Annotated in this window: 8 protein-coding genes; 1 reads left to right on the top strand and 7 read right to left on the bottom strand. The window is 42.4% G+C overall.

Annotated elements, in window-relative coordinates; translation table 11 throughout:
* The 3 genes from HMPREF2619_RS01890 to HMPREF2619_RS01880 form a co-directional block, all read right to left on the bottom strand.
* Positions 1-3,993 (bottom strand): CshA/CshB family fibrillar adhesin-related protein (locus tag HMPREF2619_RS01890; RefSeq protein ID WP_148130352.1); only part of this gene is annotated, 3,993 nt, incomplete at its 3' end.
* A gap of 263 nt (positions 3,994-4,256) precedes the next feature.
* Positions 4,257-7,919: a DNA-directed RNA polymerase subunit beta' gene (gene rpoC / locus HMPREF2619_RS01885; protein ID WP_070458649.1), complete on the bottom strand. Its 3,663-nt coding sequence runs from the start codon at positions 7,917-7,919 to the stop codon at positions 4,257-4,259.
* Positions 7,920-7,951: 32 nt separating this feature from the next.
* Positions 7,952-11,554 (bottom strand): DNA-directed RNA polymerase subunit beta, encoded by a 3,603-nt coding sequence (locus HMPREF2619_RS01880; protein ID WP_070458645.1) that lies wholly within the window; start codon positions 11,552-11,554, stop codon positions 7,952-7,954.
* Positions 11,555-11,985: 431 nt separating this feature from the next.
* Between HMPREF2619_RS01880 and HMPREF2619_RS01875 the strand changes: the two genes are divergently transcribed.
* Entirely contained in the window at positions 11,986-12,843 is an 858-nt protein-coding gene (locus HMPREF2619_RS01875) for a 5'-nucleotidase, lipoprotein e(P4) family (protein ID WP_060956258.1), read from the top strand.
* 143 nt (positions 12,844-12,986) lie between these two features.
* On the opposite strand, the gene HMPREF2619_RS01870 is transcribed toward HMPREF2619_RS01875, so the two are convergent.
* From HMPREF2619_RS01870 to adcR, 4 genes are read right to left on the bottom strand one after another with little or no spacing between them, the layout of a single operon-like run.
* Complete coding sequence (locus HMPREF2619_RS01870) at positions 12,987-14,489, bottom strand: zinc ABC transporter substrate-binding protein AdcA (RefSeq protein WP_070458642.1); 1,503 nt, start codon at positions 14,487-14,489, stop codon at positions 12,987-12,989.
* 9 nt (positions 14,490-14,498) lie between these two features.
* Positions 14,499-15,305, bottom strand: a complete 807-nt coding sequence (locus HMPREF2619_RS01865) for a metal ABC transporter permease (RefSeq protein ID WP_070458638.1) — start codon at positions 15,303-15,305, stop codon at positions 14,499-14,501.
* Positions 15,298-16,002 (bottom strand): metal ABC transporter ATP-binding protein, encoded by a 705-nt coding sequence (locus HMPREF2619_RS01860; protein ID WP_001269493.1) that lies wholly within the window; start codon positions 16,000-16,002, stop codon positions 15,298-15,300. The genes HMPREF2619_RS01865 and HMPREF2619_RS01860 overlap by 8 nt, the downstream gene beginning before the upstream one ends.
* The gene (gene adcR, locus HMPREF2619_RS01855; protein ID WP_049548547.1) at positions 16,002-16,442 is read right to left on the bottom strand and encodes a zinc-dependent transcriptional regulator AdcR; all 441 of its coding nucleotides are present in this window, start codon (positions 16,440-16,442) and stop codon (positions 16,002-16,004) included. Before adcR ends, HMPREF2619_RS01860 begins: the two co-directional genes overlap by 1 nt.
* Positions 16,443-16,589: the final 147 nt, after the last annotated feature.

Raw genomic sequence — 16,589 nt, 5'->3', positions numbered from 1 at the left:
GAATGACTTTTCAGGAACAAAGGTTACTGTACCATCTGCGGCTACTGTATATGTCCCAACACCATCAACTGTCTTGGTTGTTGAACCATCATCAAATGTTGCCGGAACAGCTTCGTTAATCTCAACAGTCTTCTCGACACCGTCAACAGTTACAGCTCCACCCTTGAATTCAGGTTTACCTGTTTGAGTTGCACCTTGGATGTCAGTTGATTCAGATGATGTTGCTGTTGGGGTTACAGGAACAATCTCAGGTGTGTAGGTTGTATCAACCTTGATACCGTTTGAGCTTTCAGCTTGCACCTTGGCTGGTGTTACCGCACCAGTGTATGATTTGTCTGACGGTGTGAATGTTACAGTACCAGTTGCTGGATTGATAGTGAATGTACCGATTGACGTTGTACCATCGGCAGCATAAGCTGGCGTGCTTGAAACTTCGTTACCGTCTTTATCCAAGAGTTTGTAACTATTTTCTTTGATAGTAATTGCCTTGTCTTGACCGTTGACTTGAACAGTTGTACCTGCAAAGGTTGGTGCTCCTGTTTGAGTTGCACCTTGAATATCCTTAGATTTAGCAGGTTGGGCTGTTGGCACTGCTGCTACAACAGTTGGTGTGTAAGTAGCATCTGAAGTGATGGTTGCAGTCTTGCCGTTAGCATTTATAATCGTAGCAGTCGCTTGAATTGTTACTCCAGTTGCAGTTCCAACAAAGTCTTTTTCAGGTGTGAAGGTAACCGCTCCTGTAGTAGGATCGATTGTATAAGTTCCTTCACCCGCTACTGTTACACTTGTTTCATTAGTAGGTTGACCAGTCATTGGATCTACTAATTTCTTACTAGTAATCTTCGTAGCCTTATCGTTGCTTAACTCAAATGTTGGTGTTTGAGTTTGAGGAACATTTTGAACATCCTCGGAAACCTTATTAGTGGGTGTGATTGTAGTTGGCGTTACAGTTGGGGTGTACTTAGCTATTGCTGTTTTTATAAACTCTGACTGAACTTGTTTATTTTTATCACGTCCAACTGGAGCAGTGAGTGAAACTGTTACTCCCTTAGCAGTGCCCGTAAAGCCCGGTTCCGGCACAAAGGTAACTTTCCCAGTCAAATCGTCTAAGTAGTAAATTCCTTCCCCTTCTACAGTTACAACAGGATCATTGATTATCTTGCCAGTCGTAGGACTCACAAACTTAGCTGGATAGTCAAAGTCTGGTGCTACTTTAACTTTTTCACCATTACTATTTGTACCCTCTAGTTCAAACTCTGGTGTACCTATTTGAGTCGCACCTTGAACATCAGTCGAAGTTTTGTCAACTCCTTCGATTTCAATTGGAGTGACTGTTGGAACGTATTGACCATCCATGGTATTCAACTGACCATTAATGTTTGCTTCTTGATCTGGGAATTTTGTTGACCAACCAGTATCATAACCGTTGTTATCTGAACGACGGATAGAAATACCATCAGCTGTTCCAAGGAAGTTATCTTCAGGAATAAATTCAACGTCGACATCTTTACCGTTGGCAGTAATCTTGTACTTACCTTGTCCTGGAACGACATAGTAACCGTCCGCATTAAGAGTTGCACGGTTGCCATCTTTATCAACGATGTATGGTTCTACCGTTTCGTCAATAACGGCACTAGAATTAAGCTCATACTTGTGTTCTCCACGTGCTGTAAAGGTTACAGTTGCAGTTTGCTCCTCCCCTTGAAGACCACTTGTTTCCTTGAATTCCCCTTTTGGTGGGTGCGTAATTTGAGTTCTGAAGTCTTCCACTTCCCCTGAGAAGGCCATACCAGTTGGGCTCTCAATCTCGGTAGCTTTCTTGGCAATACGAACACGAGCACCTAGTTCTTTAACGCTAGGATCGATATAAGTCTTGCTCTTTGCAAAGGTCAACTCAACGGTGCCGTCATTTGTGATTCTTGCAAGATCAGAGCGTTCATCTTCATCAAAGGTACCATTTTGGTTAAAGTCTATCCAACCGTAGATATAAGCTTCTGAAGCTCCATCTGTATGGGCTTGAACTGACAGCTTGTAGTTACCTGGGCGTGTACGGTCCATCTTGATCATCTCATTGGTTGTACCTTTAAGCTCATCTGGAAGCAATTGGTCAATTCCTTCATCGGCCGTAGTTGCCTTATCATCACCGAACCAGTCAGGAGTCGTATTCTCATCCATATCTGGGCTCACATTACCAATATACGGTTGATTTACTTTAGCACCAGTTACGCCATCTACAGTTGCAATGGTATGCATAGCCTTACCGTATGACTCAGGAGCGTCTCCTTCATCAATTGGGAAGAATCCTAGCATTGCTGACTGTTTACCACCTGAAGCGATATAAAGCCCCACTTCAGATGCACCACGCGTCATAACGATTGGAACAGTATAATTACCTGCAGAAATGTTTGGTCCAAAGATACCAGTTCCTAGACCACCTGTAACTTGGTCAGGATTTCCAAAATACTTCCAAGCTACTGGTTTCTTATCAGGTCCAACTTGATTAGAATCACGAAGTTGTCTTAGGTTAATGTTATTATATTTAGGTGTAGATCCAAAAAGATTTTCAGTATCTTGTGGTGAATATGTTACAGAAGTAGTTGGTCTGATAAACTTTTTCCATTCTCCAAGGTGTTGCCAACCTTCTCCATTGGTAGTAAACATAACAAATTCACCTGGGTTAGCAGACTCCCCATCAGCCATAACAATAGCTGGCTTAACTGTCTTGCCACGGAAGGTTGCAGAGATTTCAAACTGAACTCCAATATTTCCACCATTCATAGCTGAACCCATGGTAGTCTTCTTGGTTTTCGTATCAACGTTTTCAAATCTAATTTCAGTCCAATTATTTTGAGCATCAGCGACAACATCGGCTTCCATACCATCATTAAAAGCTTTTTTAGCGCCTGTTGAAGTTACACCACTTACATAGCCATTTTTTGCATTTGGATCATAGGTTGCTTTTTCGGCTTCTGTAGCTCCTTGATTTTCCATCCGTTTCTTATAAATCTCAGTTGCTTGGAAAGGCTTCAAGGATTTGACTTTTACAGTGACTACATAGCCAGGCATGATTTCCTTGGTATAAGTAGCGCCAACTTGAAGAGCTAATTTTTCTTCTAAATTTTTATCAGGAAAAGCGTCATTTTTAGGAACGAGGACTGTTTTTGCCCCTGTCCAGTTGGCTACATCTCCAAAGTCCAACCAAGTAATCTGGCTAGTCAAAGATTTTGCGTCAAGGTCTGTTGTGAAGCCAGGTTTTTCAACTTTTGGAGTTGAAGTTGCGTCTTCAACATCTGCACCAATCCCAGAGGTTGTTGTATCCGCACGAAATGCTGTATTTTTATTAATCTCTTTACCATTACGAGGATCGTTCTGACCTGTATTTGCGATTGCATTTGTACCTTCTGCTGGCTGAGTATTTGCTGCTGGTTTTCCGATACTTTCTTCAGTTTTTTCAGTAACTTCAGCCTTAGCTTCCACAACTGGTTTTGATTCTGCTACTACCTTATTTTTAAGTTTTGCATTTACCGTTGTTACAAGTGATTGATAAGCAGCATCCAACTCAGCTTGACTTTCAGCAGAGGCAAGAGCATTCTTAGCATTATCAAGACTTGCTTTTAAAGCATCAATACTTTCATCAGTCTTATTGCTATATTTACCATTCGCCAGGTTTGTTTCAATCTCAGCAATATAGGCTTGCAATCTTGTTTGATCTAGTTTCAGCTTAGTTTCAGTTGCACCTGGAACAACTGGAGTTGCCTGATAAGTTGTAACATCTTCTTTCTCAGCTTGAGATGTAGAGAGAGATTCCGGCTGTTCCTTTCCAGTCGTCACAGTCACCTCGTCAGTTTGCTTATTCTCAGCGACTTCTTCAGCTGCTACTCCTGTAGCCGTTCCAAGCATGACTAAAGTTCCTAGTAAAACCGAACAAACTCCTACATTTAACTTACGAATTGAAAATCGACTAATACGGTCATTAAACAGATCATTTTTCACTAACATTACCTCCAAGTTGCATAAAATTTAACTTAGTTTAGAATAAATATGTATTTACTATTCATTATATTTCGTAAACTAATCGCTGTTATATTTTATCATGCCAGCCCTTGAATACCAAGCATTTTGCTCAATTTTTTGGAAAAAATTTTTCTACTTTTATAGCTCAAATTATTTAGTAAATCATATAAAAATCAATATACCTTTTCTATATATTTAATACAAAAAAAGAGGGAAGACCCTCTTTTTGTTTAAGCATTATTTTATTCGCTTACTTCAACAGTTTCAACGACTTCTTCTACAGTCGTATCAACTGGAGCTTCTTCTTGTGAAGATGCTAGATAAGACTCTTCGTTGACTGCTTGTGGTTCAAGATTACGGTAACGTGCCATACCTGTACCAGCTGGGATAATCTTACCAATGATAACATTTTCCTTAAGACCAAGGAGATGGTCTTTCTTACCACGGATAGCCGCGTCTGTAAGGACACGAGTTGTTTCCTGGAAGGAAGCTGCTGACAAGAAACTATTTGTTTCAAGTGAGGCTTTGGTGATTCCCATAAGGACTGGACGACCAGTCGCTGGCACTCCACCTGCGATAAGAACATCCTTGTTAGCATCTGTAAAGTCGTTGATGTCCATAAGTGTTCCCATGAGAAGATCTGTGTCTCCTGGATCCATAACTCGAACTTTACGGATCATTTGACGAACCATTACCTCGATGTGTTTGTCACCGATTTCTACCCCTTGGCTACGGTAAACTTTTTGTACTTCACCGAGGAGGTAAGTTTCAACTGATAAGACATCACGTACAGCAAGGAGACGTTTTGGTTGGATTGAACCTTCTGTCAATGCTGCACCACGAGAGACTTGGTCCCCAACTTCAACACGCATACGAGCTGTAAATGGTACCACGTATTCGCCTTCTCCAGTTTCACCCTTAACGAAGACTTTCTTAGTACGAGTTGAAGCATCTTCTTCGATAGCAGTAACTTGTCCTTTGACCTCTGTGATAACCGCTTCCCCTTTAGGATTGCGGGCTTCAAAGATTTCTTGGACACGAGGAAGACCCTGAGTGATATCGGTATTTGAGGCAACCCCACCCGTGTGGAAGGTACGCATTGTAAGCTGTGTACCAGGTTCCCCGATAGATTGAGCAGCGATTGTACCAACTGCTTCACCAACTTCAACCGCATCACCAGTCGCCAAGTTGATACCGTAACAGTGACGGCAGACACCATGACGAGTGTTACATGTAAATACAGAGCGGATAGTCACTTCTTCAACACCAGCATTGACGATTTCACGCGCCTTGTCTTCTGTGATCAATTCATTTGGACCAATGATAACTGCACCAGTCTCTGGGTGTTTAACAGTTTTCTTAGTGTAACGACCATTGAGACGTTCTTCAAGAGACTCAATCATCTCTTTACCTTCAGTAATAGAACGGATCAAGAGACCACGGTCAGTTCCACAGTCATCCTCACGAATGATAACGTCTTGGGCAACGTCAACCAAACGACGAGTCAAGTAACCTGAGTCGGCTGTCTTAAGGGCCGTATCGGTCATACCTTTACGAGCACCGTGTGTTGAGAAGAACATTTCGAGTACTGACAAACCTTCGCGGAAGTTTGAAAGGATTGGCAATTCCATGATACGTCCGTTCGGAGCAGCCATCAGACCACGCATACCGGCAAGCTGTGAGAAGTTTGAGATGTTACCACGGGCTCCAGAGTCCATCATCATAACGATTGGATTCTTCGGATCTTGGTTGGCAATCAAGCGTTTCTCCAATTTTTCACGGGCAGCACGCCATTCAGCCGTAACGGCATTGTAACGCTCGTCGTCTGTGATCATACCACGACGGAATTGTTTAGTAATTTGTTCTACACGTTTGTGTGATTCTTCGATGATTTCAGCCTTGTCTTCAACGACTGGAATGTCGGCAATACCCACTGTCAAACCTGCAAGAGTTGAATGGTGGTAACCGAGGTTCTTCATACGGTCAAGTAGGGCAGAAGTTTCTGTCGTACGGAAACGTTTGAAGATTTCAGCGATGATATTTCCAAGGTTTTTCTTCTTGAATGGAGGGTTAAGCTCAAGTTTGCTGATAGCTTCCTTGATATCTCCACCTAGTGGCAAGAAGTATTTAGCTGGAACGCCTTCTGTCAAGTTGGCATTATTTGGTTCTTGCAAGTAGGGTAGACCTTCTGGCATGATATCGTTGAAGAGGATCTTACCAACAGTTGTAAGCAAGATTTTGTGTTTTTGCTCTTCTGTCCATGGTTTGTTAAGACTGTCTGTTGCGATACCAACACGTGAGTGGAGGTGAACATAGCCATTGCGGTAAGCCATAACAGCTTCGTCACGGTCTTTGAAGACCATTCCTTCACCTTCACGACCAGCTTCTTCCATGGTCAAGTAGTAGTTACCCAAAACCATGTCCTGAGATGGAGTAACAACTGGTTTACCATCTTTCGGGTTCAAGATGTGCTCAGCAGCCAACATCAAGATACGAGCTTCTGCTTGGGCTTCTTCTGAAAGCGGTACGTGGATGGCCATTTGGTCCCCGTCAAAGTCGGCATTGTAGGCTTCACAGACAAGCGGATGCAAGCGAAGGGCCTTACCGTCAATCAAGACAGGTTCAAAGGCTTGGATACCCAAACGGTGAAGGGTCGGTGCGCGGTTCAAAAGCACTGGGTGTTCTTTGATAACTTCTTCGAGGATATCCCAGATACGCTCATCTCCACGTTCCACCAAGCGTTTAGCGGCTTTAACGTTTTGCACGATATCACGCGCTACGATTTCACGCATCACAAATGGTTTAAAGAGCTCGATAGCCATTTCACGTGGCACACCACATTGGTACATCTTAAGAGTTGGACCAACGGCGATAACGGAACGTCCTGAAAAGTCAACACGTTTACCGAGCAAGTTTTGACGGAAGCGTCCTTGTTTACCTTTGAGCATGTGGCTCAATGATTTAAGTGGACGGCTACCTGGTCCTGTAATTGGACGACCACGACGACCGTTGTCAATCAAAGCGTCAACCGCTTCTTGAAGCATACGCTTCTCATTTTGAACGATGATACCTGGTGCGTTCAACTCAAGCAAACGAGCCAAACGGTTGTTACGGTTGATAACACGACGGTAAAGGTCGTTCAAGTCAGATGAGGCAAAACGGCCACCATCCAACTGCAACATTGGACGAAGATCTGGTGGAATAACCGGAAGGATGTTAAGAATCATCCATTCAGGTTTGTTTCCAGACTTGTAAAAGGCATCCAAAACATCCAAACGACGGATGGCTTTGATACGTTTTTGTCCAGTTGCTGTCTTCAATTCTTCTTTAAGTTCAGCAATTTCTTTTTCAAGATCTACTTGTTTCAAGAGGTCTTGGATAGCTTCGGCACCCATTTTAGCAACGAATGATCCGTAGCCATATTCACGCAAGCGCTCACGATATTCACGCTCTGTCATGATAGATTTGTGCTCAAGTGGTGTATCCTTCGGATCGATCACCACATAAGCAGCAAAGTAGATTACTTCCTCGAGGGCACGAGGGCTCATATCAAGGGTCAAGCCCATACGGCTTGGAATCCCCTTGAAATACCAGATATGAGATACAGGAGCTTTCAACTCGATGTGTCCCATACGTTCACGACGAACTTTTGTACGCGTTACTTCAACACCACAACGGTCACAAACAATCCCTCTGTAACGAATGCGTTTGTACTTACCACAAGCACATTCCCAGTCTTTTGTAGGACCAAAGATGACTTCGTCAAATAGTCCTTCACGTTCTGGTTTCAACGTACGGTAATTGATTGTTTCAGGTTTTTTGACTTCTCCATAAGACCATGAACGGACTTTGCTTGGAGAAGCTAGTGTGATTTGCATACTTTTAAAACGATTTACGTCAACCACTATTTCTTCCCTTTCTATTCTAAGTGAGCTACTTATTCTTGTTCAGTAGCTTCTTCTGTTGCTTCCGCTTTTGCACCTTCTTCAGCTTCAAAAGCAGCTTTTGCTTCTTCAGCAGCTTTTTTACGTGCTTTTTCAAGGTCATCTACGTGGATGACATCTTCGTCCATGCCCTCGTCAAGATCACGAAGTTCAACTTCTTGATCATCTTCGTCAAGAACACGCATGTCAAGACCAAGTGATTGCAATTCTTTAACAAGAACTCGGAAGGATTCTGGAACACCTGGTTTTGGAATTGGTTTTCCTTTTGTAATAGCTTCATATGCTTTCAAACGTCCGTTGATATCGTCAGACTTGTAAGTCAAGATTTCTTGAAGGACATTTGAGGCACCATAGGCTTCAAGCGCCCAAACCTCCATCTCACCGAAACGTTGTCCACCAAACTGAGCCTTACCTCCGAGTGGTTGTTGCGTAACGGTCGAGTATGGTCCGACTGAACGAGCGTGCAATTTATCATCAACCATGTGGTGGAGTTTGATCATGTACATGACACCAACTGACACACGGTTATCAAATGGTTCACCAGTACGTCCATCGTAAAGGATAGTCTTAGCATCGCTATCCATACCTGCTTCCTTAACAGTTGACCAAAGATCTTCTGAACTTGCTCCGTCAAAGACTGGTGTTGCGATGTGGATACCAAGAGTACGAGCTGCCATACCAAGGTGAAGCTCCATAACCTGACCGATATTCATACGCGATGGCACCCCAAGTGGGTTCAACATGATATCGACTGGAGTTCCGTCTGGAAGGTAAGGCATGTCTTCCACAGGAACGATACGAGAAACAACCCCTTTGTTTCCGTGACGTCCGGCCATCTTATCTCCGACCTTGATCTTACGTTTTTGAGCGATGTAAACACGAACCAGCATATTAACACCTGATTGTAATTCATCACCATTTGCACGTGTAAAGATCTTAACATCACGAACGACACCATCAGCACCGTGTGGTACGCGAAGTGAAGTATCGCGAACTTCACGAGATTTGTCTCCGAAAATAGCGTGCAAGAGACGTTCTTCAGCTGAAAGGTCTTTTTCACCCTTAGGTGTTACTTTACCTACAAGGATATCCCCTTCTTTAACCTCAGCACCGATACGGATAATACCCATTTCGTCAAGGTCTTTAAGGGCATCTTCACCAACGTTTGGAATTTCACGAGTGATTTCTTCAGGCCCAAGCTTTGTATCGCGTGTTTCTGATTCGTATTCTTCAAGGTGGACAGATGTATAGACATCATCTTTAACCAAGCGTTCGCTCATGATAACGGCATCCTCGAAGTTGTAACCTTCCCATGTCATGTAGGCAACGATTGGGTTTTGTCCAAGCGCCATTTCTCCATTTTCCATAGAAGGTCCGTCAGCAATGAAATCACCTTTTTCAACGATATCGCCAACTTTTACGAGAGTACGTTGGTTGTAGGCAGTACCTGAGTTTGAACGACGGAATTTTTGGATGTGGTAAACATCAAGGGAACCATCTTCACGGCGTACTTCTACCTTATCAGCATCTGCGTAAGTAACCTTACCACCATGTTGTGCAATAACTGCAGCTCCTGAATCATGAGCTGCTTGGTATTCCATACCAGTACCCACGTAAGGTGCTTTGGGATCAATCAATGGCACAGCCTGACGTTGCATGTTGGCACCCATGAGGGCACGGTTGGAGTCGTCGTTTTCCAAGAAAGGAATACATGCTGTCGCAACGGCAACTACCTGCTTAGGAGAAACATCCATGTAATCAACACTTGATGCTGGATATTCCTGGTTAACCCCTTGATGACGTCCCATGACAACTTTTTCAGCAAAAGTGCCATCTGCGTTCAATTTAGAGTTAGCCTGCGCTACTGTGAACTCATCTTCTTCATCGGCTGTCAACCAAACGATTTCGTTGGTTACTTTTCCAGTTGCACGGTCAACCTTACGGTATGGTGTTTGAATGAAACCATACTTGTTGAGGTGCCCGTATGAAGACAAGTTGTTGATCAAACCGATGTTTGGCCCTTCAGGTGTTTCAATCGGACACATACGACCATAGTGAGTGTAGTGCACGTCACGCACTTCATATCCAGCGCGGTCACGTGTCAAACCACCAGGTCCTAAGGCAGACAAACGACGTTTGTGTGACAACTCAGAAAGTGGGTTGTGTTGGTCCATGAACTGTGACAATTGAGAAGAACCAAAGAATTCTTTGATTGCTGCAGTTACTGGACGGATATTGATAATTTGTTGTGGTGTTAGTACTTCGTTATCTTGAACAGACATACGTTCACGAACGTTACGTTCCATACGTGAAAGTCCAAGACGCACTTGGTTGGCAAGCAATTCACCGACGGCACGGATACGACGATTTCCGAGGTGGTCGATATCGTCCACACGACCAATACCTTCTGCTAAGTTGAGGAAGTAACTCATCTCAGCCAAGATATCTGCAGGTGTTACAATACGAACTTTATCATCTGGATTTGCATTACCGATGATTGTTACAACACGGTCTGGATCAGTTGGTGCAACAACCTTGAATTTTTGAAGAACAACTGGCTCTGTTACTACAGCAGCATCATTTGGAATGTAGACAATCTTGTTCAAGTCGCCATCCAAATGGCTTTCAATGCTTTCAATCACACTACGAGTCATGATTGTACCAGCTTCTACCAAGATTTCTCCAGTTTCAGGATCTACCAATGGTTCAGCAATAGTTTGGTTGAGCAAACGTGTTTTAACATTGAGTTTTTTATTGATCTTGTAACGACCAACTGCAGCCAAGTCATAACGACGTGGGTCAAAGAAACGAGCTACAAGTAAGCTACGTGAGCTTTCAGCAGTCTTAGGCTCACCTGGACGAAGGCGTTCGTAGATTTCCTTCAAAGCTTCGTCTGTACGAGAGTCCATTGGGTTCTTGTGAATATCTTTTTCAACAGTGTTACGAACAAGATCGCTGTCACCAAAGATATCAAAGATTTCATCATCGCCTGAGAAACCAAGCGCACGAACTAAGGTCGTAAATGGAATCTTACGAGTACGGTCGATACGAGTATAGGCGATATCTTTTGAGTCGCTTTCAAGTTCCAACCAAGCTCCACGGTTAGGGATAACAGTTGAACCGTAACCCACTTTACCATTTTTGTCTACCTTGTCATTAAAGTAAACACCTGGAGAACGCACCAACTGTGATACGATAATTCGTTCACCACCGTTGATGATGAAAGTACCCATCTCAGTCATGATTGGGAAATCACCAAAGAATACTTCCTGGGTTTTAATTTCGCCAGTTTCTTTGTTAATCAAGCGGAAGGTTACAAAGATAGGTGCTGAGTAGCTGGCATCATGGATACGAGCTTCTTCAAGCGTATATTTAGGTTCTTTGATTTCGTAGCCAACAAATTCCAACTCCATTGTGTCTGTGAAGTTTGAAATTGGCAATACATCTTCAAACACTTCCTTCAGACCATGGTCTAGGAAATCTTTGAATGAATCAGTTTGAATTTCAATCAAATTTGGTAAGTCAAGAACTTCTTTGATTCTTGAAAAACTACGACGGGTACGATGTTTCCCGTATTGAACGTCATGTCCTGCCAAGATGATTCTCCTTTTTAAATAAAGTTCCAAGCTTAGTGATCTAAGCTAGTAATTATCGTTAGAGGGTTCTAAAAACCCTATCAACTTATCCCCCTCGACTAATTTTCAGAATCTTTAAATCTTTGTTACAAAGATCGAAAAACCTGAAAAAAAGCACAAAAAGAGCAGCTAAATCCGACTTTTTCAGGAGATTTAACTGCTGTGAGCCTTGTCCGGACAATATTTCAGACAAAACCTACGACAAATGATTATTTACATTATACCCTATTTAGCTAGATTTTTCAAGGTCTTTTAAAGATTTTTCTCTTCCTTAAATCCGTTAATTATCAGCATCTTTCTTTGAAAAACCAAGTCCATATTTAGGAAAACGCTTGCCTTAACTATTTCCCCATGCTATACTGTTATTGAAATTAATAGACAGGAGACATTTTATGAAAACAGCTAAAACCACTGTTACAGTCGTTTCTGCACTTGCATCTGTCATCTTATTGACCAGCTGCGCTACAAAATCCACAGAAACACAAACATCCGCTAATAACTCATCTGACAATCAGATTACAATGACTTACGACCAGTTACGGTCTAGAGAAAATACCATGTCAACTCTCTGGTATCAAAAAGCAGCTGAAACAAAAGCTTTGTATCTACAAGGCTATAATGTTGCTACAGATCGTCTAAAGGAATTACTGAAAACAGAATCAGACAAGCCTTATTCGATTGTTTTGGACTTGGATGAAACAGTCTTAGACAACAGTCCTTACCAAGTTCAAAATGTCAAAGATGGAACAGCATTCACACCTGAAAATTGGGATGTTTGGGTCCAAAAAGCTGCAGCTAAAGCCGTCCCAGGTGCTAAAGATTTTCTTCAGTTTGCCGATCAAAATGGTGTCCAAATCTACTATATTTCTGACCGCTCAGTTGACCAAGTAGATGCTACCATTAAAAATCTAGAAAACGAAGGTATCCCTGTACAGGGACGTGACCATCTCATGTTCCTAGAGAGTGGTGTAAAATCTAAAGAAGGTCGTCGCCAAGCTGTTCAAGAAAAAACAAATCTTGTGTTACTATTTGGTGATAACCTTGTAGACTTTGCAGATTTTTCTAAAACTTCTGAAGCTGATCGTGACAAACAACTTGAAGAATTGCAAAAAGAATTTGGTGAAAAATTCATCATCTTCCCAAATCCAATGTATGGATCATGGGAAACAGCAGTTTACGGTGGTAACAAACTAGATGCCAAGGGACAAGTAGAAGAACGCGAAAAAGCCTTACAAGGCTTTGACAAATAAAGTAAGCTTGAAACTGAATAAATTTATAAGCACATAAATAGGGACAATGGCTCTTTAACTTACAAAACTCAAAAAAAGCGGACAAGAGAGGATTCTGATAACCAGAAAACTTTCCTGTCCGCTTTTATCATGTGATTCGTATCTTAATGAGCCAACATTTCTTGAGCAATCTCTTGACCTGATAAGCCATCTGGATAGTAGGTTGGCCAGTTGTCCATCTCTTCAAAGAGGGCTTCTTGGCTAGTGCCTCCAAAGAAGATATGGAAATGTTCTGCCTTGACCGGAGCGATATTGTGGTCGCTAAACTGAACATACTTGAATTGCCCAGCGTCTGCATCCGTCGCTTCAAAGAGATAACGAACTCCTCGATTCCCTTTCTTATAAGTCAAGATTTTCTTGCCGACATACTTGTAAGTATATTTCTTACTTTGGCCACCTTGGATGAATTCCATAGTGTTATCCGTGATGTTAATCTTGGTCACATCTGTTTGGTAACCCTTTTGATAGTAGGCTTTGTATTCATCTTTAGTCATCTTACCAGTCAACTTAGCCTTGTAGTCAAAGACTTGGTCAAGAGTCCCATCCTCAAGGAAAGGATAGACAGACTGCCAGTTGCCAGCATAATCACTTAGGGTACGGTCCTTAACATCTGCATCCTCAAAGTAGCCATTATGAACTGTTTTAGTTTCCTCTGCCTTTTCTGGCTCAATTTCTGCTCCTGCCTGATTAGTTGTTTGCTTGAGTGCCTTGAGATTTTTCTCCATGATAGAGATATAGTTCTCGCCGTCCTTCATATCCTCTTCGGTCAAGCTTTCCAGAGGATTCAGAACGTCTAACTTCACTCCTGTTTCTTTTGAGAGAGTATTAGCTAGAGCTTGTGAGGCATTTTCTTCAAAGTAGATATAAGAGATCTTGTTCTTCTTGATATATTCGGTCAATTCTGCCAAGCGGCTTGCTGAGGGTTCCGCATCTGGTGAAAGACCTGAAATAGAAACTTGATTGAGTCCGTAGTCCAAGGCTAGATAACGGAAGGCAGCGTGTTGAGTCACAAAACTCTTTTGTTTTGCAGCAGAAAGCCCTTCAGTATAGGCCTTGTCCAAGGCTTGCAGTTTTTCGATATAGGCTGCTGCATTTTGTTCAAAAGTCGCCTTCTTATCCGGATAGTCAGCTGAAAGACTATCACGGATATGTTCTACAAGTTTGATTGCACGCGCAGGAGACAACCATACATGAGGGTCATACTCGTGATGATGACCTTCTTCACCATGGTCATGGTCCTCCTCTTCTTCACTTCCTGGAAGGAGCAGCATATCTCCAGTAGCTTTAATCGTTTTTACTTTTTTCGCATCTAGGGATTCTAATAACTTAGGAACCCAAGTTTCCATATTTTCATTTTCATAAACAAAGGCATCTGCGTCTTGGATTTTAGCGACTGCCTTAGCTGATGGTTCATAATCATGTGGCTCTGTTCCAGCCCCGATTAAGAGTTCAACATTGGCTGTGTCCCCTGCTACTTGCTTGGTAAATTCGTAGACAGGATAGAAAGTTGTAACGATGTTTAATTTCCCGTCTGCCTGTTTTTGATTGGAACAAGCCACTAAGAATACCGTCACAAGACTTGCAAAAAGTAGGCCTAGTTTTTTCATTTTTTTCTCCTATTTGATAAAACGTTTGAGTAAGCTGACTAATAAAAAGACAACTACAAAGATAAGGGTGATACTTGCACTCGGTGGTGTCTCTGCATAATAGGATATATAGAGTCCCGCAACCATACCCAGAAAGCCAATGGCGCTAGCAAGAATCATCACCGAACTAAAGTTCTTCCCTAAACGCAAAGCAATACTAGCTGGTAGGACCATGATGGTCGATACCAAGAGTGCTCCTGCAGCTGGAATCATAAGCGCAATGGCCACACCCGTCACCATGTTAAAGAGGATAGACATAGTACGCACTGGAAGACCATCTACAAAAGCTGTATCCTCGTCAAAAGTTAAAATATACATCGGTCTTAAAAAGAGGAAGGTCAAGAGTAAAACTACCGCAGCAATGACAAAGAGCCCAATTACCTGCTCTTGACTAATGGTCACGATAGAACCAAACAGATATTGGTCCAAACTCATCGAGCTAGAGCTCTTCCCCTTACTCATAACAATAAGTGAAACTGCAAGTCCTGTAGACATGAGAATGGCTGTCCCAATCTCCATAAAGCTCTTATAAACCGTACGCAAGTATTCAAGAAAGACTGCTGCAATCAAAACAATAGCAATAGTTGAGATGGTTGGAGAAATTCCCAAAACCAAACCAAAGGCAACCCCTGAAAGGGAGACGTGACTCAGAGTATCACTCATAAGGCTCTGACGACGCAAGATGAGGAAGGTTCCCAGTACTGGCGAAAAGAGACTCATGGCAATAACAGCCAAAAAGGCCCGTTGCATAAAATCATAAGAAAATAGATTAAGCATGTTCCACCTCCTGATCATTTTCATGGACATTGAAACAACGCCATGGCGAATCTTGATCACGAACAAGGTGGATATTACGATCTGCGTAATCCTTAACTTCTTCAGGATCGTGAGTAATCATCAAAACAGCCTTGCCATGATGGTGGGCACTATGGTGCATGAGCTCATAAAATTCATTCTTGGTACCTGCATCCATCCCTGTTGTCGGCTCATCCAAGATAAAGATATCTGGATCTGAAGCAAACATACGTGCAATGACCGCTCTTTGCTTTTGCCCACCAGAGAGAGAACCAATGCGTTTATCCCGATGTTCCCACATGCCAACTGAGTTTAAACTAGCCTTGATGTGTTCTTCATCATGGGCATTCAAACGACGGAACCAGCCCTTTCTTGGGTAGCGACCTGATTTGACAAATTCATAAACAGTACTTGGAAAGCCTGCATTGAAACTAGCAATTTGCTGAGGAAGATAGGCAATTCTTAATTTTTTCCCATGAATATTTGTCTTTGAGATGGTTACTTTCCCAATTCTCGGTTGTAAAATACCTAGACTAGCCTTGATTAGAGTCGTCTTGGCAGCTCCATTTTCTCCAGTGAGGGTGACAAATTCCCCACTATCAACACTGTAATTGATATGCTCAAGCACCGGTTCCTTGTCATAATAGAAGGACAAATCCTCTACTGTGATGTATCTCATTACTTGATTTCTCCTACTAAAGCAGTTAAAAACCGCTGGATAATTTTTTGTTCGTTTGGTGTGAACTGAGTGGCAACCTGCTCATAAGTCGAGAGGGTATGCTCATGATGATGGTGGTGTTCCTCAGCAATTGGTCGTGCCAAGTCTGTCAATTGATAGAAGATAACGCGAGCATCCTTGGGATCCTTAGATGTCTCCAACATCCCCTCCTTGACCAAGGATTTGATAGCCTTGGTAACGGCAGCTTGACTGACATTGAGACGACGCGCCAACTCAGAGTTGGTTAGCGACTCCTCTGATAAAAGCATGAGAATATGCTCCTGGGTATTGGTCAAGGCCACATCACTCGTGCAATGACCGATGAGAATTTCATGCTGATTTTCCGCCTTTAAAATAATCTCGTTTAAAAATTGATCGATATCTTTTGCCAACTGTCTCATGATTTGCTCCTTTCTTAGAACGGAATTTCTATAAATACAAGGTTTTCATACTCTTCAAAAATCAAATTCAAACCACGTCAGCTTCGTCTTGGCGAACTCAAGTACAGCCCGCGTCTCGCTTCCTAGTTTGCTCTTTGATTTTTATTG

It is taken from the genome of Streptococcus sp. HMSC074B11, from assembly GCF_001808705.1.
Classification (GTDB): Bacteria; Bacillota; Bacilli; order Lactobacillales; family Streptococcaceae; genus Streptococcus.
The sequence above is the reverse complement of the archived record's forward strand: the minus strand, read 5'-3'. Positions and strand labels throughout refer to the sequence as shown.

Bases quoted from the DNA above. Each gene is read 5' to 3' on its own strand.
- HMPREF2619_RS01875 (WP_060956258.1), top strand. From the start codon at position 11,986: ATGAAAACAGCTAAAACCACTGTTACAGTCGTTTCTGCACTTGCATCT.
- HMPREF2619_RS01870 (WP_070458642.1), bottom strand. From the start codon at position 14,489: ATGAAAAAACTAGGCCTACTTTTTGCAAGTCTTGTGACGGTATTCTTA.
- HMPREF2619_RS01865 (WP_070458638.1), bottom strand. From the start codon at position 15,305: ATGCTTAATCTATTTTCTTATGATTTTATGCAACGGGCCTTTTTGGCT.
- HMPREF2619_RS01860 (WP_001269493.1), bottom strand. From the start codon at position 16,002: ATGAGATACATCACAGTAGAGGATTTGTCCTTCTATTATGACAAGGAA.
- adcR (WP_049548547.1), bottom strand. From the start codon at position 16,442: ATGAGACAGTTGGCAAAAGATATCGATCAATTTTTAAACGAGATTATT.